The organism is Streptococcus sp. LMAG:39, assembly GCF_008680485.1.
In the GTDB taxonomy this organism is placed as follows: Bacteria; Bacillota; Bacilli; order Lactobacillales; family Streptococcaceae; genus Streptococcus; species Streptococcus pasteurianus.
The window spans coordinates 513,262-534,542 of the sequence record NZ_NALE01000001.1 but is presented as its reverse complement, the minus strand read 5'-3'; the positions used below and the strand labels follow the sequence as shown (position 1 = coordinate 534,542).

General features: G+C 36.9%; 20 protein-coding genes and 1 pseudogene. 9 read left to right on the top strand and 12 right to left on the bottom strand.

Annotation, left to right across the window (positions count from 1 at the left end):
- The first annotated feature begins 13 nt into the window (after positions 1–13).
- Positions 14–433: a DUF948 domain-containing protein gene (locus CCC20_RS02505; RefSeq protein ID WP_058692391.1), complete on the top strand. Its 420-nt coding sequence runs from the start codon at positions 14–16 to the stop codon at positions 431–433.
- Positions 430–903 (top strand): YtxH domain-containing protein, encoded by a 474-nt coding sequence (locus tag CCC20_RS02500; RefSeq protein WP_058692390.1) that lies wholly within the window; start codon positions 430–432, stop codon positions 901–903. The genes CCC20_RS02505 and CCC20_RS02500 overlap by 4 nt, the downstream gene beginning before the upstream one ends.
- A 417-nt stretch (positions 904–1,320) precedes the next feature.
- Here CCC20_RS02500 and CCC20_RS02495 read toward each other — a convergent pair whose 3' ends face one another.
- Positions 1,321–1,605 (bottom strand): DUF3270 domain-containing protein, encoded by a 285-nt coding sequence (locus CCC20_RS02495; protein WP_009854624.1) that lies wholly within the window; start codon positions 1,603–1,605, stop codon positions 1,321–1,323.
- Between the two features lie 270 nt (positions 1,606–1,875).
- Between CCC20_RS02495 and CCC20_RS02490 the strand changes: the two genes are divergently transcribed.
- Positions 1,876–2,802 (top strand): peptidase U32 family protein, encoded by a 927-nt coding sequence (locus tag CCC20_RS02490; protein WP_058692389.1) that lies wholly within the window; start codon positions 1,876–1,878, stop codon positions 2,800–2,802.
- Positions 2,803–2,933: 131 nt separating this feature from the next.
- Positions 2,934–4,223: a peptidase U32 family protein gene (locus tag CCC20_RS02485; protein WP_013852096.1), complete on the top strand. Its 1,290-nt coding sequence runs from the start codon at positions 2,934–2,936 to the stop codon at positions 4,221–4,223.
- Between the two features lie 59 nt (positions 4,224–4,282).
- On the opposite strand, the gene CCC20_RS02480 is transcribed toward CCC20_RS02485, so the two are convergent.
- Entirely contained in the window at positions 4,283–4,606 is a 324-nt protein-coding gene (locus CCC20_RS02480; RefSeq protein WP_013852095.1) for a hypothetical protein, read from the bottom strand.
- Positions 4,607–4,723: 117 nt separating this feature from the next.
- On the opposite strand from CCC20_RS02480, the gene CCC20_RS02475 reads away from it, so the two are divergent.
- Positions 4,724–4,936: a YdbC family protein gene (locus tag CCC20_RS02475; RefSeq protein ID WP_003065722.1), complete on the top strand. Its 213-nt coding sequence runs from the start codon at positions 4,724–4,726 to the stop codon at positions 4,934–4,936.
- 46 nt (positions 4,937–4,982) lie between these two features.
- Here CCC20_RS02475 and CCC20_RS02470 read toward each other — a convergent pair.
- Both CCC20_RS02470 and CCC20_RS02465 read right to left on the bottom strand, forming a co-directional pair.
- Positions 4,983–5,512: pseudogene (locus CCC20_RS02470) on the bottom strand (biotin transporter BioY).
- 106 nt (positions 5,513–5,618) lie between these two features.
- Positions 5,619–5,762: a hypothetical protein gene (locus CCC20_RS02465; RefSeq protein WP_003065719.1), complete on the bottom strand. Its 144-nt coding sequence runs from the start codon at positions 5,760–5,762 to the stop codon at positions 5,619–5,621.
- 143 nt (positions 5,763–5,905) lie between these two features.
- Here CCC20_RS02465 and CCC20_RS02460 point away from each other — a divergent pair, with 143 nt between their 5' ends.
- A complete protein-coding gene (locus CCC20_RS02460; protein ID WP_058692388.1) occupies positions 5,906–6,661 on the top strand; it encodes an HAD family hydrolase in 756 nt (251 codons plus the stop codon).
- Between the two features lie 40 nt (positions 6,662–6,701).
- Here the strand turns inward: CCC20_RS02460 and CCC20_RS02455 are convergent, their stop codons facing one another.
- Together CCC20_RS02455 and lysS are read right to left on the bottom strand one after the other, a co-directional pair.
- Entirely contained in the window at positions 6,702–7,112 is a 411-nt protein-coding gene (locus CCC20_RS02455) for a hypothetical protein (RefSeq protein ID WP_238374693.1), read from the bottom strand.
- Positions 7,113–7,409: 297 nt separating this feature from the next.
- Entirely contained in the window at positions 7,410–8,900 is a 1,491-nt protein-coding gene (lysS, locus tag CCC20_RS02450; protein ID WP_003065715.1) for a lysine--tRNA ligase, read from the bottom strand.
- Between the two features lie 329 nt (positions 8,901–9,229).
- On the opposite strand from lysS, the gene CCC20_RS02445 reads away from it, so the two are divergent.
- Entirely contained in the window at positions 9,230–10,138 is a 909-nt protein-coding gene (locus CCC20_RS02445; protein ID WP_003065710.1) for an HAD family hydrolase, read from the top strand.
- A 43-nt stretch (positions 10,139–10,181) separates the two neighbouring features.
- Here CCC20_RS02445 and CCC20_RS02440 read toward each other — a convergent pair whose 3' ends face one another.
- From CCC20_RS02440 to pepF, 6 genes are all read right to left on the bottom strand, one after another.
- Positions 10,182–10,811 carry a histidine phosphatase family protein gene (locus CCC20_RS02440; protein ID WP_013852092.1) on the bottom strand — a complete coding sequence of 210 codons (630 nt, stop codon included), beginning with the start codon at positions 10,809–10,811 and terminating at the stop codon, positions 10,182–10,184.
- Positions 10,812–10,833: 22 nt separating this feature from the next.
- Positions 10,834–11,316, bottom strand: coding sequence for an aminoacyl-tRNA deacylase (locus tag CCC20_RS02435; RefSeq protein ID WP_009854612.1), 483 nt, complete (start codon positions 11,314–11,316; stop codon positions 10,834–10,836).
- Between the two features lie 76 nt (positions 11,317–11,392).
- On the bottom strand, positions 11,393–12,379 hold the full coding sequence (locus CCC20_RS02430; RefSeq protein ID WP_061100312.1) for a peptidoglycan recognition protein family protein: 987 nt from the start codon (positions 12,377–12,379) through the stop codon (positions 11,393–11,395).
- A 457-nt stretch (positions 12,380–12,836) separates the two neighbouring features.
- Positions 12,837–13,712, bottom strand: coding sequence for a glycoside hydrolase family 25 protein (locus tag CCC20_RS02425; protein WP_043910260.1), 876 nt, complete (start codon positions 13,710–13,712; stop codon positions 12,837–12,839).
- Positions 13,713–13,853: 141 nt separating this feature from the next.
- A complete protein-coding gene (locus CCC20_RS02420; RefSeq protein ID WP_117566837.1) occupies positions 13,854–14,339 on the bottom strand; it encodes a glutathione peroxidase in 486 nt (161 codons plus the stop codon).
- Positions 14,332–16,131 carry an oligoendopeptidase F gene (gene pepF / locus CCC20_RS02415; protein ID WP_061100352.1) on the bottom strand — a complete coding sequence of 600 codons (1,800 nt, stop codon included), beginning with the start codon at positions 16,129–16,131 and terminating at the stop codon, positions 14,332–14,334. Before pepF ends, CCC20_RS02420 begins: the two co-directional genes overlap by 8 nt.
- A 335-nt stretch (positions 16,132–16,466) precedes the next feature.
- Between pepF and ppc the strand changes: the two genes are divergently transcribed.
- Entirely contained in the window at positions 16,467–19,292 is a 2,826-nt protein-coding gene (ppc, locus tag CCC20_RS02410) for a phosphoenolpyruvate carboxylase (protein ID WP_013852088.1), read from the top strand.
- A 111-nt stretch (positions 19,293–19,403) separates the two neighbouring features.
- Positions 19,404–20,684: a cell division peptidoglycan polymerase FtsW gene (gene ftsW, locus CCC20_RS02405; RefSeq protein ID WP_013852087.1), complete on the top strand. Its 1,281-nt coding sequence runs from the start codon at positions 19,404–19,406 to the stop codon at positions 20,682–20,684.
- Positions 20,685–21,281 lie beyond the last annotated feature (597 nt).

Below are 21,281 nucleotides of genomic sequence, written 5' to 3'. Positions count from 1 at the left end.
GATAGGAGAAAAAATGTTTGAAGTAGCACTATTAATTATTGCCATTGCTTTTGCTGTTTTGGTTGGCGTTTTTATACCACTTGGTGTTAAACTATATAAAACAGTTGATGTTGTAAATGAGACAATTGATGAAACAAAGCAGACCATAAAAGTGTTGACCAGTGATGTTAACGTCACTCTTCATCAGACCAATGAAATCCTGGCTAAAGCTAATGTTTTAGTTGAGGATGTTAATGGTAAGGTGGCAACAATTGCCCCACTTTTCGTGGCAGTTGCAGAGTTGTCTGAGACTGTTTCGGACTTGAATACACAAGCTCGTAACATCACTCAAAAAGCTACTCAAGCCTCATCAAATGTTAGCAAAGCTGGTGCAGCATTTGCTGTTGGCAAAGTTGCCTCAAAAATATTTCGTAAAAAAGGAGAAGAAGCATGAGTAAACTATTGAAAAACGTAATTATTGGTGTTGCCTCTGGTGCAGCCGCAGCTTATTTCCTATCTACTGAAAAAGGTAAGGAATTCCAAAAGAAAGCTGCTAAAGCTTATGAGGCCTATAAAGAAAATCCTGCTGAGTATCATCAGAAAGCAAAAGATAAAGCAACAGAATATACAGATTTAGCAGTTGATACTTTCAACGACTACCGCCAAAAATTTGAATCTGGTGAATTAACAACCGATGAATTTTTGGATACTGTAAAAGAAAAAGGGAAAGCCGCAGCCGACTTTGCTTCTGAAAAAGTCTCAGGATTCACTTCTAAAGTATCTGAAGCGGTTAACGAAGCAGAAGAAATTAAAGAAGAGACAAAAGCAAAAGTTGATGACATTATCATTGACTACACACAAGACGAAGAAGCACCAGCAATTAAAATGCCTGAGACTACTACCGAAGAAGCTGATGAAGAATAATAAAAAGGTCCAGTGGACCTTTTTATGTTCGAGCCTGAAAATAGGAAAGCAAATTTGTGTTTAGCGGACTTTTCAGAATGTAGCTAAATCTACTTTTAACCAAAAATAAGTTACAATTCAATTTTAGAATTATTTGCGAGCGAACCAAACATAAAAGCGATAATTACCGCTGTGATAAAAGTGGCTGAAACAGCGATAGAATCAGCCACACGGAAATTTTGAGGGAGTGGTACTGAACACAAAAAGTTCTGTATTCGTTGTACCATCCCCGCATAGTTGATTAGTTTAAATAGTTCAGTGAGCTATTGAGGTTACAGATAAAGCTGACAAGGTTAGTATCATTTGTAAGAAATTTTTGTGAAGCTAAAATAAGAAAAATATAAAAACAACCCCAAAGTGGAGTTGTAGTGGTTCATTTCAATGTCTTAAAGACCAAATAATACTTGAAACAGCTGACGTAATAGCTAGGCTAATAAGAGAGGCAAATAAGAAAGCCCAGATTGGAGCTAGATTCAAGACCAGCAAAAAGAATGAAATGACGACAGTCGAAATTCCAAATAATGCAATACGAGCAAAAAACATTAACTCTTTTAATTTAGCATTTCTGTGGTCAATTTCTTGAAATTCTTGAAATTTTGGTGCATTATCTTCTTGATAATGCCGTTCTTCAAGCTCTTTGTGTTGCTTTAATGGTGTTGGCATAATCCTCTCTCCTCTGATACTTAGATATCATACCATAAATTAACAAATTTGTCACCTTTTTAAAAAAATCCCTTGACTGATGTTAAAAAATATGTTTAAAATAGTTGTTCCTCTTTTTTGTTTCAAAATGAGGATTTCTTTTTGAGCCTCTCCTCTCATAAAGTTTTTCTCATTTTGAGATGACACTAAAACTTTTTAGAAAGCTATAACAATAAGATTTTAGAGGATATCTGTGACTAATTGTTATAGGAGTGGTATAATTAAAACGTTATGGAAAAAATAATTATTACTGCGACAGCTGAATCTATTGAGCAGGTCAAAGAGCTTTTAGATGCCGGCGTTGATCGTATTTATGTGGGTGAGGAAAACTATGGTTTACGTTTGCCTCATAATTTTACTTATGATGAACTTTCTGAAATCGCTAAGCTAGTTCATGATGCTGGAAAAGAACTAAGTATTGCTTGTAATGCGTTGTTGCACCAAGATATGATTAATGCAGTTCGCCCGTATCTTGATTTTTTGAAAGACATTAAAGCCGATTATTTAGTAGCAGGAGATGCAGGTGTTTTTCACATCAATAAAAATGAAGGCTACGATTTCAAGATGATTTATGATGTTTCTGTTTTTGTAACATCAAGTCGTCAAGTGAATTTCTGGGGAGACCATGGCGCTAGTGAAGTCGTTCTTGCTCGTGAAATCCCGTCGGTCGAATTGTTCAAAATGTCAGAAAATCTTCGCTACCCAGCTGAAGTGCTTGTTTATGGAGCTACTGTCATTCATCATTCAAAACGTCCATTATTGCAAAATTATTACAATTTTACGCACATTGATGATGAAAAAACACGTGAACGTGGTCTCTTCCTTGCTGAACCAAGCAATAAAGCCTCTCATTACTCAATTTTTGAGGATAAACATGGCACACATATTTTTGATACTGATGATCTTGATATGATGCCAAAATTGACAGAGTTAACTGACCATAATTTCACTCATTGGAAATTGGACGGTATTTATTGTCCAGGACATGATTTTGTTGAGATTGTTAAATGCTTTGTCAAAGCTAAAGAATTGATTGAAGCAGCTGAATTTACACAAGACCAAGCTTTCTTATTGGATGAAGAAATTCGTAAATTACATCCAAAAGGTCGCACACTTGGAACTGGATTCTATGAATTTGACCCAGAGGAAGTGAAGTAAAACTACCCCAAAATGAACTCTTGTCATGATTGAGTTACTATTTCAGGGCATGACAAGTTAGCTAATTAACTGAAATTGTTGTAAAGATATTTATCTTTAAATTTTACTATCTTGGAAATAGGAATATAATAATGTCAGAAAAAACTTTAAAACGTCCAGAGGTTTTAGCACCTGCTGGTACTCTTGAGAAATTAAAAGTCGCTGTTGATTATGGAGCTGATGCAGTCTTTGTCGGTGGACAAGCTTACGGTCTTCGTAGCCGTGCTGGTAACTTCACGATGGAAGAATTGCAAGAAGGAATTAATTATGCCCATGCGCATGGTGCTAAGGTCCACGTCGCAGCAAATATGGTTACCCACGAAGGAAACGAAACTGGTGCAGGAGAGTGGTTCCGTGAACTTCGTGATCTGGGCTTGGATGCCGTTATCGTATCTGACCCAGCACTTATGGTAATTTGTTTAACAGAAGCACCAGGTTTAGAAGTCCATGTGTCAACACAAGCTTCGACAACCAACTATGAAGCCTTTGCTTTCTGGGAAGAAATCGGTGTGTCTCGTGTTGTTTTGGCGCGTGAAGTCGGAATTGCTGAAATTGAAGAAATTCGTAAACACACCTCACTTGAAATTGAAGCTTTCGTTCACGGCGCAATGTGTATCAGTTATTCAGGGCGTTGTGTCCTTTCTAATCATATGAGTCACCGTGATGCTAACCGTGGCGGTTGTTCACAATCTTGTCGTTGGAAATATGACCTTTACGATATGCCGTTTGGTCAAGAACGTAAAAGTCTTGAAGGTGAAATTCCAGAGCCCTTTTCTATGTCATCAGTTGATATGTGTATGATTGAACACTTGCCTGATTTGATTGAAAATGGTGTCGATAGCTTTAAGATTGAAGGTCGTATGAAATCAATTCACTACGTATCAACGGTCACAAACTGCTACCGTGCAGCCGTCGATGCTTACCTAGAAAGCCCAGCAAAATTCGAAGCTATCAAAGGTGAATTACTTGATGAGCTTTGGAAAGTTGCCCAACGTGAATTAGCAACTGGTTTCTACTATCAAACACCAACAGAAAACGAACAACTCTTTGGCGCTCGTCGTAAAATACCACAATATAAATTTGTCGGTGAAGTTGTTGCCTTTGATGAAGAAACAATGACAGCAACAATCCGTCAACGTAACGTTATTCTCGAAGGAGATGCTGTCGAATTCTATGGACCAGGATTCCGTCATTTTGAAACTTACATCAAAGATTTGCATGATGCTGATGGCAATAAAATTGATCGTGCTCCAAATCCAATGGAATTATTGACAATCACTGTCCCTCAAGCCGTTCAAGCAGGAGATATGATTCGTGCTCGTAAAGAAGGACTTGTGAACCTTTATAAAAGCGACGGTTCTAGCAAAACTGTTAGAGCATAATCAGTAATAATTATTAAAAAATGAACGACTCTTAAACGTAATGGCGTAGGTAGGGTCGTTCATTTTTTGTCTAGTTCTTGAGATTTACGGACAGTTGGTGGTACCAATGTCAAACGATTGATATCGCTGATAGCGATGATTGTTGAGATATTCTTTTGGAAGTTTTTGAGGATTAATTTGTTATTTTTGGGGTCGTATTTGACCAAATCACCTGTAAAACTGCCGTCTTTGTAAATAGCATGGAGCGCTAATTGCTTTTCTTGCGCTTCTTTGATGGTTGTGATGATTTTGTGAGTTTTCAGATTAATATCTGCGGCTGGTTGAGCACGAAAGTCAATATAAGCCTGTGCTTGCCTTTTTAAACGTTTGATAAGATTTTTCATAGTCATTTACCTAAAAAATTGATAAAATGATTATACACCTTTTGAAGAAAAAAATAAATAATCAAAAGTTTAGAAAGTTTTTTTACGAATATATATATATTAGGAGGAAGATTTATTATGTCAGAATTTAAATTTGAAATTGTCGAACACTTACTTACCCTATCTGAAAGCGATAAAGGTTGGACAAAAGAATTGAACCGTGTTAGTTTTAACGGAGCAGAGCCAAAATTTGATATTCGTTCATGGAGCCCAGACCACAGCAAAATGGGTAAAGGTGTGACACTCACAAATGATGAATTTAAAATCATCTTGGACGCTTTCCGCGGCTAAGTTAGAGATAAAAAGTTGGCAGATTTTTCATCTGTCAACTCTTTTTTTATGCAAAATAAGCAGTATTTTTCAGAGAGAGAAATAAAGGTTTACTGATAGCTGTAGTAGCTATAAGTTTTCCAATTTCAGGAATGATGAAGGGGACAACGCCAGCCAAGAAAGTAGCTTGCCAGCTCATATTTGCTAAAAATTGTAAGCCAATCAATGCTTAAACAATTACCGAGTAGATTGCTAACAAAAAATCTTAGCCAAAGAGCTTTCGATATTGGTTAGGTAAGAAGTTAAGGCAGCGTAGAAAAGAAATCCCCAGAGAAAACCAGATGTTGGACCTGATAATGCTGCAATGCCGCCGCTACCGCCTGCGAAAACAGGAAGTCCAATAGCGCCAAGTATCAGATAAAGCGCCACACTGAACGTGGCTTCACGTGAACGGAAGATCGAAGCAATAAGCCCAACAGCAAGCGTTTGAAGTGTAAATGGAACCGTTCCAATAAGAATCACAATCTGTGAAAGTATCGTAATTAAAGCAGCACCAAATGCTGGGAAGATGAGTGTTAAAAGCTTATTTCTAGACATAACATTTCCTTAGTTATTTTAGTTAATCTCAAACTTTATTTTGGTTGACTAAATTTCATTCAAAACTAATCAGAATGTCAAGAAAAAAATCGCTTTTTTAGCGATTTCATTTTCCTTTATGTTTGAGATAGTCTGCTACCCCAATCACTCCAAAAACAATTCCCAGAATGATAAAGATTGTTTTATGCGTTAACAAACCATAAGTTAAAAAAATGATAGCAGAAATGAAATAGATAATATTTTTAGACATAGCAATTCCTTTTCAATATAATACTTATCTACATTGTAGCATAAAGTGGCTTTCTTTGACATTCTAAGGCTAGTCAAATCATGTATTTTTCTTTATAATGAAATTTGGAAACGTAATCATAATCACTAAAAAAGGCGAGAAAAATGGCAGATTTGCAATATAAGAATTACATTTTTGACTTTTATGGAACACTTGTGGATATTTGGACAGACGAGGAAGACGAGAAGCTTTGGGAACAAATGGCTGCGCTTTATGCTGCTTATGGTGCTGATTATTCTGCTGCGGAGCTTAAAGCAAATTATAATGAACATATTAAACGTCAAGAAAATCAATTACGCAAACGTTATCAGTTAGAACATGTTGAGGTTGATTTGGTGGTTGTTTTTATTGAATTGCTGTTAGAAGCACCGCACAAGCATGCCACAGATAGCATTATTTTAGACCTTGAAACATGGGGAAATCTAATTGCCCAAACTTTTAGAATGTTGTCGCGCAAGAAATTTCAAACTTACGAAAATACCTTAGCGACTTTGAAAACACTCAAAGAAGTAGGAGTAACAGTTATTTTATTGTCAAATGCACAGCGAGCTTTCACCCAAGCTGAAATTGAAATGACAGGGTGCAGAGAATTTCTTGATAAGATTTATATCTCGTCTGATTACAAAATGAAAAAACCACAAGTTGAACTCATGAATCTGGTCTTGAACGACAATCAACTCAATCCAGAAGAAACCGTTATGGTTGGCAATGATTTTACGAGCGACATGGCAATCGCACAAGCAGCAGGCATCGACGGTATCCTGCTTAACACATTCCCATACAACCAATCAGAAATCGAAACCCTCAATACTATGAACGCCAAAGTAATTGAGGATATCAGTGAGTTGGTGGTGGAGTGAAAAATCATATCTAACTTTATATTAGGGAGATTTTAGGTATTTAATCAGAGACGGTAACAGCTGTATGATTGATATATTCATAAATAGGTGTTTTGATAAGCCTCAGAAATTCTCCCTTAAAATGCTTAGGTGGAGAGGGATTATCTTGAGTAATCCAATTTTTAATAACAACTACAGTAAGTGATGTAACGAGTTGAACCACTTCTTCATTTGAGAGATTGAATTGTCCTTCTTTTGGGACAATATTTGAAGCACCCCGCTTAGTGTAAGTAGAGACAATAAAATCTTCAAAATTAGGATCGATATTTGTAGTATAGAGACACCTTATCCACTGTCTCTCCTTCCAAATTGCTGGTAAAACATTTTCAGCTATGTAATCTAAAGGGTTGATTACTGAAGAGATTGTAATTAAATACTTGGAAAATCTCTTTATTGATGAGATTATGATCATATAATTTCATTGAAATTTTTAAAATATTTTTGATAAAAGGCTTATCTTGAACTGCCTGCTTTGGAAGCAATCTTGGAAATTGTAATATTTGATTTCTCTGGATTTTCTGAAGCCAATGCAAAGAAGGCATCGATAATTTTTTCATGTGTATATTTTGCATAGTGTCAATTCCCAGTAAATTGATAGGTATTTTAGCACAAGCAGAAGAATTTCTGCTGTCAGTTTTCTTTTATTTTAAGCTAAAAAATATCCCTTGAATTATTCAAGGGAAGGTTTTAAATGATTATATAATCTAATTTACTTCATCGTTGGGAACAATAAGACGTCGCGGATTGTTGTTGTGTCTGTGAGGAGCATGACAAGGCGGTCGATACCGATACCAAGTCCACCTGTTGGTGGCATACCGTATTCAAGGGCTTCGACGTAGTCGTAGTCAATTCCAGTTGCTTCGTCATCACCAAGTTCTTTAGCTTTTGCTTGGGCTTCAAAACGTGACAATTGATCGATTGGATCGTTAAGTTCGGTAAAGGCATTACCGTATTCTTTAGTCATGATGAAGAGTTCGAAGCGGTCAGTGAAGCGAGGATCTTCTGCGTTTTTCTTAGCAAGAGGAGAAACTTCAACTGGGTGTCCATAAACGAATGTTGGTTGAATCAATGTTTCTTCGACAAATTCTTCAAAGAAAGCGTTGATGATGTGACCAACTGAAGTGAAGTGTTTTTCAACTGGTACATTTTTCTCTTTGGCAATAGCTTGCGCTTCTTCGAGAGTCATTTCTTTCCAAAAATCAACGCCAGTGACTTCTTTGATAGCATCAACCATGTGAACACGTTTAAATGGTTTGTCAATGGCAATTTCAGTTCCTTGGTATGAAATAGGACCGTCACCTTTAACAGCTTTTGAAGCGTGTTGGATAATGCCTTCTGTCAAATCCATGATATCTTTGAAGTCAGCATAGGCTTGGTAAACTTCAATAGATGTGAATTCAGGATTGTGTGTGGCATCCATACCTTCGTTACGGAAGATACGTCCGATTTCGTACACTCGTTCCATACCACCAACGATAAGACGTTTCAAGTGAAGTTCAGTTGCGATACGAAGAACCATGTCCATATCTTGTGCGTTGTGGTGAGTGATAAATGGGCGAGCAGCAGCACCACCAGCTTCGTTGTGAAGGACTGGAGTTTCAACTTCTAAGAAACCAAGTCCGTCAAGGTAACGACGGATTTCTGAGATGATTTTTGAACGAGTAACGAAGCGTTCAAAGCTTTCACGGTTTGAAACCAAGTCAAGGTAACGTTTACGATATTTAGTTTCAACGTCTGTAAGTCCATGGAATTTTTCTGGGAGTGGACGAAGTGCTTTAGACAAGTGAGTAAGGTGAGTGGCTTTGATTGTCAATTCCCCCATATCTGTACGCATGATTTCACCTTCGATACCGAGGAAGTCACCGAGGTCTGCTTTTTTGAAAATTTGATAGTTTTCGTCACCGACAGCATCTTTGCGGACATAGACTTGGATTTGACCGTCGCGGTCTTGAATGTGTGCAAAACCAACTTTACCTTTACCACGCTTAGTCATTAGACGACCAGCGATAGTAGCTGTTTTGTTAATTTCATGCAATTCTTCTTTAGTTTTGTCAGCGTATTTTTCTTTTAATTGACCAGAAGTAGCTGTGCGTTCAAATCGAGTTCCGAAAGGATCGATGCCTTGTTCAGCCAAAGCTGCCATTTTTTCACGACGCACGATTTGTTGGTCGTTTAATTCTTCAATGTGTTCGTTTGACATGTTTTCCTCCAATAAGTATTCTTTCCTATTGTATCATAAAAGAAGTTAGAATACACCTTATTTTTGCGTGCTTTGCTTGAGAGTGAGACAAAAATTGGTAATTTCAAAAGAAATTCGATTTTTCAGCAAGTTTTTTCTTGTTGCTGACTTGAAACGGGGCTATTTTCAGATTGTCAAAGTTCAAAACACCATGTCTTGTAAATATAACGACACGGACAAGGAGATTAATCACTTTTGTATTAGCTTTGTTTTCTTGTCTTTGATTGAAAAGAAGGGTAAAAAATAGTATAATATGTGACGGTAAAATTTATTAGAGAGAAAAGAGATTCATGATTACTTCAATTGTTTTTGATGTTGATGATACGATTTATGACCAACAAGCACCTTATCGTATTGCCGTTGAGAAATGTTTCCCTGATTTTGATATGAGTAAAATCAATCAGGCTTATATTCGTTTCCGTCATTATTCAGATGTCGGATTTCCGCGTGTAATGGCAGGTGAGTGGACAACTGAGTATTTCCGTTTTTGGCGTTGCAAGGAAACTTTATTAGAATTTGGTTACCGTGAAATTGATGAAGCAACTGGCGTGCATTTCCAAGAAATTTATGAAGAGGAATTGGAAAATATCACAATGCTTGATGAGATGCGCATGACGCTTGATTTTCTTAAAGAAAAAGGCGTTCCAATGGGGATTATAACGAATGGACCAACGGAACACCAACTGAAAAAAGTTAAAAAACTTGGTCTTTATGATTATATTGACCCAAAATGTGTCCTTGTCAGCCAAGCGACTGGTTTCCAAAAACCAGAAAAAGAGATTTTCAATCTTGCTGCGGAGCAATTTGATATGAACCCTGCAACAACACTTTACGTTGGTGATTCATATGACAATGACGTTGTTGGTGCTTTCAATGGTGGCTGGCATTCAATGTGGTTTAACCACCGTGGCCGTAGCTTGAAGCCTGGTATTAAACCAGTTTATGATGTTGCTATTGATAACTTTGAACAGCTGTTCGGAGCTGTGAAAGTTCTCTTTGACCTTCCTGATAATAAATTTATCTTTGATGTTAATGACAAGAACAATCCAATTCTTGAAATGGGTATCAACAACGGATTGATGATGGCAGCAGAACGTCTGCTTGAAAGTAACATGAGTATTGATAAAGTTGTTATCCTGCTTCGTTTGGATAAACAACAAGAAAAAGTTTTGCGTCTAAAATACGCAAGAAATAACTAATAAATGAACCCTCCTAAGCGCCATTTAGGAGGTTTTTTTGTCTTTAAGATTTCTTTTGTTTATAAGATGTATCATTCCATTTTAGACAAGTAAAAGTTTTAAAATCCTTGGTCTCTAAAACCGTCACACTACCGTTATCAAGTCCGCCTTGGGCACGGAGAACGGCTGGTTCATATCCTAATAAAGTACGGATAGAGGCGGTAAAATTAGCACCATGCCCAACTAACAAGACATTTTGATAAGGTTGATTTTTCATTGATTTAATGAATGACCCAACGCGTTTAGTGGTTTGATAAACAGATTCAGCGTCAAATACATCATTATCGAATTTAGCTAAATTATGTCGAAAAGCTTGCATTTGTTGAGGATAAATAGATGTTATCGTTGCAATTTTGCTGCCTTCCAATCTTCCAAGATGCCATTCACGCAGTGAGGGTTGAAAGCTGATTGGCTTTGGATAGTGGCTGCGTGACATGATAATCTTGCAAGTATCGCTGGCACGTTTTAAATCGCTTGAAAAAACGGCATCAAATTTAACATCTTGGAGATAATCACCTAATTTTTCCAAATCATGAACGGATTCCTCCAAGAGAGGTGAGTCACCATTTGCTCCTTGGAAACGTCCTTCTAAGTTCCATTGTGTTTTACCATGACGTACAAAATAAAATTTCATCAGTTACTTTCCAATCTAAAAATTAATGTGAATCGTCAATCAAGTCAGCAAAGCTGGCACCAACAAAATCTGCCAAGGTTTGACTGTCAATGCGGATAGAACGTCCGATTTCACCGGCAGAAACAATCATCGTTCCCATTTCTAAAGCACGGTTATCAATGAAAATCGGAAAATTGTGTTTCTGATGAATACCGACAGGATTATTTGCTCCGTGAATGTAGCCAGTTGTTTTTTGAAGATTTTTTTGTGGAATCATGCTGACTTTTTTGTTGCCAGAAACTTTGGCTAATTTTTTCTCAGAAAGATGTTCGGTGATTTGAACAATTCCGATTAGAGGACCTGTTTTGTCACCTGTTAAAGCAAGGGTTTTGAAAATATCAGATTTTTCAATGTCATCTGGTAAGTCTCCCTCAAGTGCATTGATTGCTAAACTGTCGTGTTCGATTTTTGCTTTGTCCAGAATTTGATCAACAAGTGTCTTTTTTAATTTTGCTTTTTTTGCCATTTTCTTTCTCAATCTTTCTATTCATTAGTCAATTACTATTTTACTAAAAAAATAAAAAGGTACAAGTTTGCACCTTTTAGAGAGCATTATAATAAGCTTGGACAAGTTCGACAAAATCTTCGATATCATAGTCCGTACCGAAATAATCATTAGCGGTTTCTGTCCAGTAATCAGTTGGATCAACGTGGTCAGTACCACCAAGGTAAAGGCTGACCATTTCATGTGTCCAAATGGTTCCTTCGCCATCTTCTTGACCAAGTGTTACAGGAAGGTCATATTTTTTGAGCATGTAGGCAGTATAATAAGCTGCATTTGCTAGTTGCTCGGCGAAGCCTTTTTGCGAATCCTCATGTGTTAATTCAAATTGAATGTAATAAGGATTGGCATTGGCACCTGCGCCTTGAGCTTTGTAACCTTCATCAGCAATACGAAGAATGGTATCACTATCAATGAAAGAATGGACAAAGACACCTTCTTTATCATAATTTTGCACCATATAATTCACTTCGCTTTCAATCGTTGAATTGTCAACGCCAGTATCATGAATAATTACTCCAAGAGGCTTGCCATCATCTGTCTTATAAGCGGCTTGTTCAAAACTACTTTTAATGTCATCAGTAATATCAGCATGCGAATAACCGAGTGTTTCAGCGATATAAGCATTAATAGTATTATCCTGCTCAAGCGAAATATCATTCGTGTCGATATAGTAAGTATCGCCGTTCATGCTAAATTGGGCTAATGTGGTATCTTCGTCATTGAGCATAGCATCATAGTAATAGGCACTAATTGTGATTGCAGTATTTTCACTAATTTTGCTGCTAGAACCATCGTCGGTGTATATAATAGCGTCAGAAGTAGATACCGTAGCTGTTTCAGAAACGTCATAAGAATTGGCATCTGATAAATCCAAACTTCCGTCTGAAGCTAAAGTTGTGACTCCTGAAAAAATCAGTTTAGCGAGAATTAGGACAAGTGCGACTGCTGCCGTGACAAGCCCAGTTATTGCTATTATTTGAGATTTTTGTTGTCGTTTTCTACGTGAATAATTTCTTGTTGGCATAGTTTTACTATAAGTTTTAACCCTTAAATTAATATTAATTTGAGGTTAAAATTGTTGATTTTGACATTAAAAATCACAGGATTTTTCAGAACTTTTTTATAAAAATTGAGTTAGCAAAAAAGGGAGTGGGACAAATAAAATTTCCAGTGGAGATTTTATTCATGAGCCTAGAAATTAAAAAGCGAATCAGTAATTTCGGAGAAATTCGATTTCTCAGCAAGTCTTAATTTCTTATTGCTGACCTAAAACAGTTCACTGAACTGTTTTACTCCCACCCCCGCATGGCTCGAAAGGTTTGGGGAATCTTTCGAGGTGGGAAATAGAGTCAAGTGAAGCTTGATGTCAAAAAGAGTTGTAAAAGCTGATTTATCAGCGTATTAGAACCCACTCAACTACTGCGTCTTGCAAATAATAACTATAGAAACAAAGAAGCTGGGTACTTTTGTCCCAGCCTCTTTTATTTGCTACTACTTGATGTACTGCTTGAGGTACTTGTTGTACCGAAAAGTTTTTCGTACGTTGTTTTCGTATCTTTCGTGACGGCGATTTGGTTTAAGTCGAGCGGTGAACTAAAACCATTGATGTAACCTTGTGAGGTGTATTGATGAAGGTCATAGTCCAAATCAGTTTGTGGCGCAGCATCGTAATAACCAGTGTCAGAACCATAAGCAGGAATCCACACTGCATCGAAACCATCCACGGAAATTTCTTGTTCATCCATGAAATAAGTTCCAATGTAGATACCGACATTTTCCGCACCGAGTTTTTTGAGCTCTTTTAAGAAAGCCTGTACACCTTTATTCATGTCAGACATAGTCGCCTCTTCAACGTCAATCCAATAGAAAGTTGGACTGTAAGGTGAAGCATTCTCATAGAAAGTTTTTGCTTCCTCTTTCATCTCCTTGACGGTTGTACCGAGAGCGTAGCTATAAACGGCTACAGGAACATTTCGTTTCTGTAATTCTTTGATATGTGTCTTAAATGATTTATCAATACCAGTTGTATAAGCGGCATTGCTATCTTTACTGATTTGTGACCCTCCATAAACACGAACGATAGCACCAGAAATATTTTGAGATAAAGTATCATAGTCAATTTCGCTTGGAAGTTGCCAACCTGAGATATCAATAATCGGCTTAAGAACAAAATTTTCATCAGTTTCAGAAGTTGATGTAGTGGTAGTACTCGTGCTACTCACAGTCGGAATAGAATCCTTAGCTGAGGCTAGTTGTTGCTTTTGTAAACTGTCTGAGTGAGCTTTACCAATCACGAGAAATAGCCCACAGAGGGCAAAGAAAACTACAACAACAATGGGTTTTATTCGTCTTCTCATTAGTCATATTTTAGCGTAAAAAGGCTTAAAAATCAAAGCAATGCTCATTTTGTAATCATTTTGTCATATTTTTTAATATTTTATCTATGGATTGTTACAAAAGAAGTAATGCTAGTAAAGGCGCTGCAAATAGTCTGACAGCTATTTGCCATTGATAAGGCTTTCAATTTCTGTAACAATTGTTTCAGGTTCTGTTTTTGATGAAAAACGTTTGATGACATTGCCATTTTGGTCGATAAGAAATTTTGCAAAGTTCCATTCAATACGTTTGCCAAGCGGTCCCTTTTGTTCACTTTTTAGCCAATCATAGAGTGGGGCGGCTTCTTTACCGTTGACTTTAATTTTCGCAAAGCGAGGAAAAGTTGTCTGGTAATTCAAGGTGCAAAAGGTATTGATTTCGTCGGTGTTTCCTGGCGCTTGATTTAAAAATTGATTACAAGGAAAATCTAAAATTTCAAATCCTTTGTCATGGTAAGTGTCGTAAAGCTTTTGTAGTCCTTCGTATTGTGGGGTTAAGCCACAACCTGTTGCCGTATTGACAATGAGTAGGATTTTGCCTTGGTATTTTGACAATTGGACATCGGAGCTGTCTTGGGCTTTGACAGTAAAGTCATAAAGATTAGTCATGATTAAGCTCCTTTGTATAAGCAATAATTTGGTCAACGGTATCACTTAAAAATTGAATGGTATCACGGAGTGGTTGCGCGGTGGAAATATCGGCACCAATTAATTTAGCAGTGTCAAGTGGCGTACGTGAACCACCTGATTTTAAGAAATTCAACCAGTCGTTAGCACCATTTGGATTATTTTTTAGATTAAGATACCCAGCAGTTGAAATAACCATACCTGCAGAATAAGTGTAGCTATACAACCCAGCATAATAATGACTTTGGCGCATCCAAGTTAAAGCAGCATCGTCGTCAATATCAATGGCATCACCCCAAAATTGGCTAAGAACATCTTTCATTATCTTGTTAAGTTGTGTAGCACCGAAGGTTTTTCCGTCTTCAATGAGATTGTAAACCTGGCGTTGAAAAGCAGCTTCGAGTAAGTGAGTGATAAAATTATGGAAATAAGTATCTGTCAAACGATGAGCGAGTGCAAAGCGTTTCTGACGTGGATTGTCAAATTGTTTTTCGAGGTAATCACTGAGCAGAAGTTCGTTGAAAGTAGAAGGAGCTTCGACGTAATAAGTTGACATATGGGTATTAAAGTAACTTTGATTGTTGTCTGAAAAGATAAATTGTCCAGAGTGACCAATTTCATGAATAAGTGTGTAAACATCAGACATACGACCAGTCCAACTCATTAAAACGTAGGGATGAACTTTGTAAGGGTCAGTAGCGTAGCCACCAGAATCTTTATTGGCATTAGCAGCAAAGTCAACCCAACGTTCTTCTTGATAACGTGAGACTTCTTGAGCATATTCGTTACCAAGTGGGGCAACGGATTTCATCACCAAATCATAAGCATCATCAATCGTAACCTCTGGATTAAGCTCGCTATCCAAGTCAAGCTTCCAGTCTGCAAAAGTCATTTTTTTAAGACCATTAACTTGAGCAACGTGTTTGAGGTATTTTTGCGCAACAGGAGCAAATTCTGTCATGATAAGGTCAATTTGACGGTCAAACATGTCACGGTTAACTTCTTGTTCGGCTAAGAGGTAATCAAAAACAGAGTCGTAACCTCGCATGTCAGCAATGATTTTTTCTGATTTAACTTGTGCTAGATAAGCACTTGCTGCGGCATTTTGATGTTTACGCAGTCCTGCAGAGAAAGAACGAAAGGCTTTTTCACGGACTTGAGCATTTTCATGATTTTGATAAAAATTTTCATAGGTGACAAAAGAGTTTTGATAGACCTTGCCATCAACTTCAAAATCTTCCATTTCAAAGTCACCTGCACGCATTTTGGTGTAGATATCTTCTGGCGCTTTAAAAACTTCACCAAGGTTCGTCAACGCTTTTTCAACTTCTGGGGAGATAAAATGACTTTTTTGAATTTTCGCTTGGCGAATAGCTGCGCTAAAATGCGGATTTTCTTCTAAAGTATCAAGAATTTCTAAGTCGGCAGTCGCTAGCGCAGTATCAAAGAAGCTTAACGCAACATTGGCTTTCGTGAAAAAATCAGCACCAGCTTGTGCAATCTGAGCAAATTCTTCATTGCTAAAGTCGCTGGTTTGCGGCATGAAAGAATAATTATCGATATGGCTCATCTCGATATAAATTTGTTCAATTTCATAAAGCGCTCTGGTAAAATCTTCCAAAGTAGCCAATTTCCCCTCGTAATTTCGTTTAAAAAGATTAATATCTTCTAGCGTTTTTTCGATACTTCGCAAAAAATCCTCAGGATCTTGATAAAGGGCACTTAAATCCCATAACTCATTTTCAGGAAATTCCGAACGTTTTTTTAATTCCATCTAGTATTACTCCTTTGCAAAACTTTTGTCATGGACCAGTATATCAGAAAATAACACCTAAACCAAAAAGAAAGTGTCCATTTTCTCAGAAAATCCTTGATGAATCGTTCAACATTTCTTTCAAAATTAAAAACGCTAACATCCTAATTGTTAATGTGTTTTGTTAGTTTTGTAGACATTTTGTCTCAAGATAAACGTCATTTAAAAAATCAGAAAATTTATAAAATAATGGACAATTTGACATAAATTGGGTTACTTTTGATGTAAAAAGTGGTATGATAGAGTAGTACGATTGTAATAAAGGATTAAAATCCGAACAAAAAGGAGTGAAGAGTGTGACAATCAAAAAACTGGAGAACAATAGCACCCAGTCGATTATTACCGAGGAAGTCAAAGTATTAAAAGACTTGCTTGATGAGGCAACTCATCAAATGGTTGGTGATGAGGTGTTTGCCAAAATTCAAAACATTGTTGAATTGTCGGCAAGTGATGAATACGTCAAACTTGAAAAATTAGTAGCTCAATTAACCAATGATGAAATGGTTGTAGTGTCTCGCTATTTTTCAATTTTGCCACTTTTAATCAACATTTCAGAAGACGTTGATTTTGCTTATGAAATCAATTACCAAAATAATACTAATCAGGATTATCTTGGAAAACTTTCTCTAACCGTAGATATGGTTTCAGAAAGCGAAAACTCTAAAGAAATCCTTGAGAATGTCAATGTTGTGCCTGTATTAACAGCTCACCCTACACAAGTTCAACGTAAGACAGTCCTCGAATTGACAAACCACATTCATGACCTTTTACGTAAATACCGCGATGTCAGAGCGGGTGTTGTGAACCGTGACAAATGGTACACTGATTTGCGCCGTTATATTGAAATCATCATGCAAACGGACATTATTCGTGAGAAAAAACTGAAGGTAAAGAATGAAATTACCAACGTTATGGAGTATTACAATACATCCTTAATTCAAGCGATTACCAAGTTGACTTCAGAGTACAAACGCTTAGCAGCTGAAAAAGGCATCGACTTAGAAGATCCAAAACCTATCACGATGGGAATGTGGATTGGTGGTGACCGTGACGGCAACCCATACGTAACAGCTGAAACACTTCGTTTATCAGCAACGGTTCAAAGTGAAGTCATCATTAATTACTACATTGAAAAATTAACAGGTCTTTATCGCACATTCTCACTTTCAACAACCTTGACTAATATTAGCCCAGAAGTTGAAAAATTAGCAGAGTTATCAAGCGATAAATCTATCTACCGTGAAAATGAACCTTATCGTAAGGCATTTAACTATATTCAATCAAAATTAATTCAAACCTTAATCGAATTAAAAGCTAGTCCAGCTATTTCTCAACGTGTTTTGGAAAGTAGCAACAGCATTAGTTCAGATGTTTACACAAGCACTAACAACGCTAGTGTCATTACAAAATACTTGCAAACAAAATTCTCTAAAGTTTCATCAGAACTTCAAGAAGAAATTCCAAGCTATAAAACAGCCAAAGAATTTAAAGATGATTTGCTTATCATCAAGCAGTCATTGCTTGACAATGGTGATGATGCGCTCTTGATAGGTGATTTCAGCGAATTGCTTCAAGCAGTTGAAGTCTTTGGTTTCTATCTTGCAATGATTGATATGCGTCAAGATTCAAGTGTTAACGAAGCCTGTGTCGCAGAATTGTTGAAATCAGCAAATATCGTTGAGGATTACAGCGCACTTTCAGAAGAAGAAAAAGTGAAAGTTCTTCTCAAAGAATTGCAAGAAGACCCACGTACATTGTCATCAACAAATGCTGAAAAGTCAGAACAACTTCAAAAAGAATTAGCAATCTTCCAAACAGCTCGTTACCTCAAAGATAAATTAGGTGATGAAGTCATTAAACAACACATCATTTCACATACTGAAAGTGTTTCTGATATGTTTGAGTTGGCTATCATGCTTAAAGAAGTCGGACTTCTTGATAATCAAAAAGCACGTGTTCAAATTGTACCACTCTTTGAAACAATCGAGGACCTTGAAAATTCACGTGCTATCATGGAAGAATATCTTGATTATGATATTGTTCGTCGTTGGGTTTCAGCAAACAAAGGTTACCAAGAAATCATGCTTGGTTATTCAGACAGTAACAAAGACGGTGGTTACTTATCATCTGTTTGGACACTTTATAAAGCTCAAAATGAATTGACTCGTATTGGTTCAGAACGCGGTATTAAAGTGACATTCATTCACGGTCGTGGTGGTACTGTTGGTCGTGGTGGTGGTCCATCATATGAAGCTATCACATCACAGCCATTCGGTTCAATCAAAGATCGTATTCGTCTCACTGAGCAAGGTGAAATCATTGAAAATAAATACGGCAATAAAGACGTTGCTTATTACAACCTTGAAATGTTGGTTTCAGCAACTATCGATCGTATCGTGACACGTATGATTACAAATCCAGATGAAATTGATGATTTCCGTGCTACAATGGACGGTATTGTTACTTACTCAAATAGCGTTTATCGTGATTTAGTATTTGGTAATCCACATTTCTACGATTACTTCTTCGAAGCAACACCAATCAAGGAAGTGTCAAGTTTGAACATTGGTTCACGTCCAGCTGCTCGTAAAACAATCACAGAAATTTCGGGTCTCCGTGCAATTCCTTGGGTATTCTCATGGTCACAAAGCCGTATCATGTTCCCAGGTTGGTATGGTGTTGGTTCAGCATTCAAAAACTTTATTGACGCTGAAGAAGGAAACTTGGCAAAACTTCAACATATGTATGAAAAATGGCCATTCTTCCACTCACTTCTTTCAAACGTTGACATGGTCTTGTCTAAATCAAATATGAACATTGCTTTCCAATATGCTCAGTTGGCAGAAAGCGAAGAAGTACGCGATGTCTTTAACACTATCCTTGACGAATGGCAATTGACTAAAAATGTTATTTTAGCAATCGAAAAACACGAAGATTTGTTGGAAGAAAACCCTTCGCTTCAAGCAAGCTTAGATTACCGCTTGCCATACTTCAACGTTTTGAACTACATTCAAATTGAGTTGATTAAACGTTTACGTCATGAAGAATTGGATGAGGATTACGAAAAACTTATTCACACAACTATCAACGGTATTGCTACAGGATTGCGTAATTCTGGCTGATATCAAAACATTCTGAAAGTCTGAGATTAACTTCTCAGACTTTTACTTTTTTTTAGAATCGAAAGATGATATAATGGCATATGATAAACTCGAATGTATGTAGGGGAATCTATGAAAATCGATAAAAGGCATTTATTAAATTATTCTATCCTTGTGCCTTATTTAATTCTGTCTGTTATTGGGTTGATTGTTGTCTATTCAACAACGAGTGCGACACTTGTCCAATATGGTCTTAATCCATTTGCGTCAGTATTAAACCAAGGTTTTTTTTGGATAGTCAGTTTAATTGCCATTCTTTTTATTTATAAACTAAAATTAAACTTCTTAAAAAATTCACGAACGCTGACTATGACAATGATGGTCGAAATCATTTTGTTGCTCATTGCGCGTTTCTTCACTAAAACCGTTAATGGTGCTCATGGTTGGATTGTCATTGGACCACTTAGTTTCCAACCAGCCGAATATTTGAAAATTATCATTGTTTGGTTTTTGGCATTTACCTTTGCAAGGCGTCAAGAATTGATTGAAATCTATGATTACCAAGCACTTACCAAGCGGAAATGGCTTCCTAGAAAATGGGACGATTTGAAAGATTGGCGTGTTTATTCGTTAGTCATGATATTGCTAGTTGCTGCCCAACCTGACCTTGGAAATGCGGCAATTATCGTTTTGACAGCTTTAATCATGTATTCTGTTAGTGGGGTTGGTTATCGTTGGTTTTCAGCCATTTTAGCTATCGTAACAGCTTTGTCAGCTGCTTTCTTAGGTTTGATTGCGGTTGTCGGGGTTAAAACCATGGAAAAAGTACCAGTATTTGGTTATGTTGCCAAACGTTTCAGTGCCTTTTTCAATCCATTTGATGATTTGACGGACTCAGGACACCAGTTAGCACATTCATATTATGCTATGAGTAATGGTGGCTGGTTTGGGCGTGGTTTGGGAAATTCGATTGAAAAAGCTGGTTACTTACCCGAAGCAACGACAGACTTTGTCTTTTCAATTGTCATTGAAGAACTTGGTTTAATTGGTGCGGGTCTTATTTTAGCATTGCTATTCTTTTTGATTTTACGTATTATGCACGTGGGGATTAAAGCTAAAAATCCTTTCAACTCTATGATTGCTCTTGGCATCGGCGGAATGATGCTCATGCAAACTTTTGTGAACATCGGAGGCATTTCAGGGCTTATTCCGTCAACTGGTGTTACCTTCCCATTCTTATCCCAAGGGGGGAATAGCTTGCTGGTTTTATCAGTTGCTATCGGCTTTGTGCTAAATATTGATGCTAATGAAAAAAGAGAAGAAATTATCCGCGAAGCAGAAGAAGAGTTAAAAAACAAAGAAATAACACAAGAATACAACGATAACGTTATCGACTTAGACAGTTTTTATTAGAAAACCTCCCCTTTGCGGGAGTTTTTTTGTAACCAATTATTCACACCGTTTTAAAAATATTGATGGTATTAGTTCCCTTTTGAAGAGTATTAGGGAAATTATTCAATAATTCGTCCCATGTCAGTTAGTCAAATTGAAAGATTAGAAGAAAGAGATATTCTGATAGCTCCAATTATACACATGAATCTCTATAAAGTCCCAACCTTTTTACTGCTTCAGCTAAGACAGTAAGTATGAAAGTAACATAAGAGATTAGTAAGATTACAGAAATGACTGGACAAGCTGTAGAAGTAGCTATTACATTTGATAAACCGTACGTTTATTAAAGAATTACAGAAATGGTACTTGATAACTTTTTCTGGAGTTATTTTGACTGGGTGTGCATTTTATCCAACTTGAAGATAAGGATTAGATGTACCCTTCGAATATCGGATAGAGCATCACAATTCAGCCATATCACACACTTACGAAATAAAGAAATCATAAATAAAATAGTAAAATACTTGCAATTCCCGCATAATTTGTTAAAATAGTAGGGTAAAGTTAGACTGTATTGCCTACTGTCTATCTATAAAATATATTTTATTGGAGGCTTTT

What these genes read in the sequence shown, in the direction of transcription:
- CCC20_RS02485 (WP_013852096.1), top strand. Translation starts at nt 2,934, where the DNA reads ATGTCAGAAAAAACTTTAAAACGTCCAGAGGTTTTAGCACCTGCTGGT.
- CCC20_RS02465 (WP_003065719.1), bottom strand. Translation starts at nt 5,762, where the DNA reads ATGTCTAAAAATATTATCTATTTCATTTCTGCTATCATTTTTTTAACT.
- CCC20_RS02505 (WP_058692391.1), top strand. Translation starts at nt 14, where the DNA reads ATGTTTGAAGTAGCACTATTAATTATTGCCATTGCTTTTGCTGTTTTG.
- CCC20_RS02500 (WP_058692390.1), top strand. Translation starts at nt 430, where the DNA reads ATGAGTAAACTATTGAAAAACGTAATTATTGGTGTTGCCTCTGGTGCA.
- CCC20_RS02475 (WP_003065722.1), top strand. Translation starts at nt 4,724, where the DNA reads ATGTCAGAATTTAAATTTGAAATTGTCGAACACTTACTTACCCTATCT.
- CCC20_RS02490 (WP_058692389.1), top strand. Translation starts at nt 1,876, where the DNA reads ATGGAAAAAATAATTATTACTGCGACAGCTGAATCTATTGAGCAGGTC.
- pepF (WP_061100352.1), bottom strand. Translation starts at nt 16,131, where the DNA reads ATGGAATTAAAAAAACGTTCGGAATTTCCTGAAAATGAGTTATGGGAT.
- CCC20_RS02460 (WP_058692388.1), top strand. Translation starts at nt 5,906, where the DNA reads ATGGCAGATTTGCAATATAAGAATTACATTTTTGACTTTTATGGAACA.
- CCC20_RS02480 (WP_013852095.1), bottom strand. Translation starts at nt 4,606, where the DNA reads ATGAAAAATCTTATCAAACGTTTAAAAAGGCAAGCACAGGCTTATATT.
- CCC20_RS02440 (WP_013852092.1), bottom strand. Translation starts at nt 10,811, where the DNA reads ATGAAATTTTATTTTGTACGTCATGGTAAAACACAATGGAACTTAGAA.
- CCC20_RS02430 (WP_061100312.1), bottom strand. Translation starts at nt 12,379, where the DNA reads ATGCCAACAAGAAATTATTCACGTAGAAAACGACAACAAAAATCTCAA.
- lysS (WP_003065715.1), bottom strand. Translation starts at nt 8,900, where the DNA reads ATGTCAAACGAACACATTGAAGAATTAAACGACCAACAAATCGTGCGT.
- CCC20_RS02420 (WP_117566837.1), bottom strand. Translation starts at nt 14,339, where the DNA reads ATGACTAATCTTTATGACTTTACTGTCAAAGCCCAAGACAGCTCCGAT.
- CCC20_RS02455 (WP_238374693.1), bottom strand. Translation starts at nt 7,112, where the DNA reads ATGATCATAATCTCATCAATAAAGAGATTTTCCAAGTATTTAATTACA.
- CCC20_RS02435 (WP_009854612.1), bottom strand. Translation starts at nt 11,316, where the DNA reads ATGGCAAAAAAAGCAAAATTAAAAAAGACACTTGTTGATCAAATTCTG.
- CCC20_RS02425 (WP_043910260.1), bottom strand. Translation starts at nt 13,712, where the DNA reads ATGAGAAGACGAATAAAACCCATTGTTGTTGTAGTTTTCTTTGCCCTC.
- CCC20_RS02445 (WP_003065710.1), top strand. Translation starts at nt 9,230, where the DNA reads ATGATTACTTCAATTGTTTTTGATGTTGATGATACGATTTATGACCAA.
- ftsW (WP_013852087.1), top strand. Translation starts at nt 19,404, where the DNA reads ATGAAAATCGATAAAAGGCATTTATTAAATTATTCTATCCTTGTGCCT.
- CCC20_RS02495 (WP_009854624.1), bottom strand. Translation starts at nt 1,605, where the DNA reads ATGCCAACACCATTAAAGCAACACAAAGAGCTTGAAGAACGGCATTAT.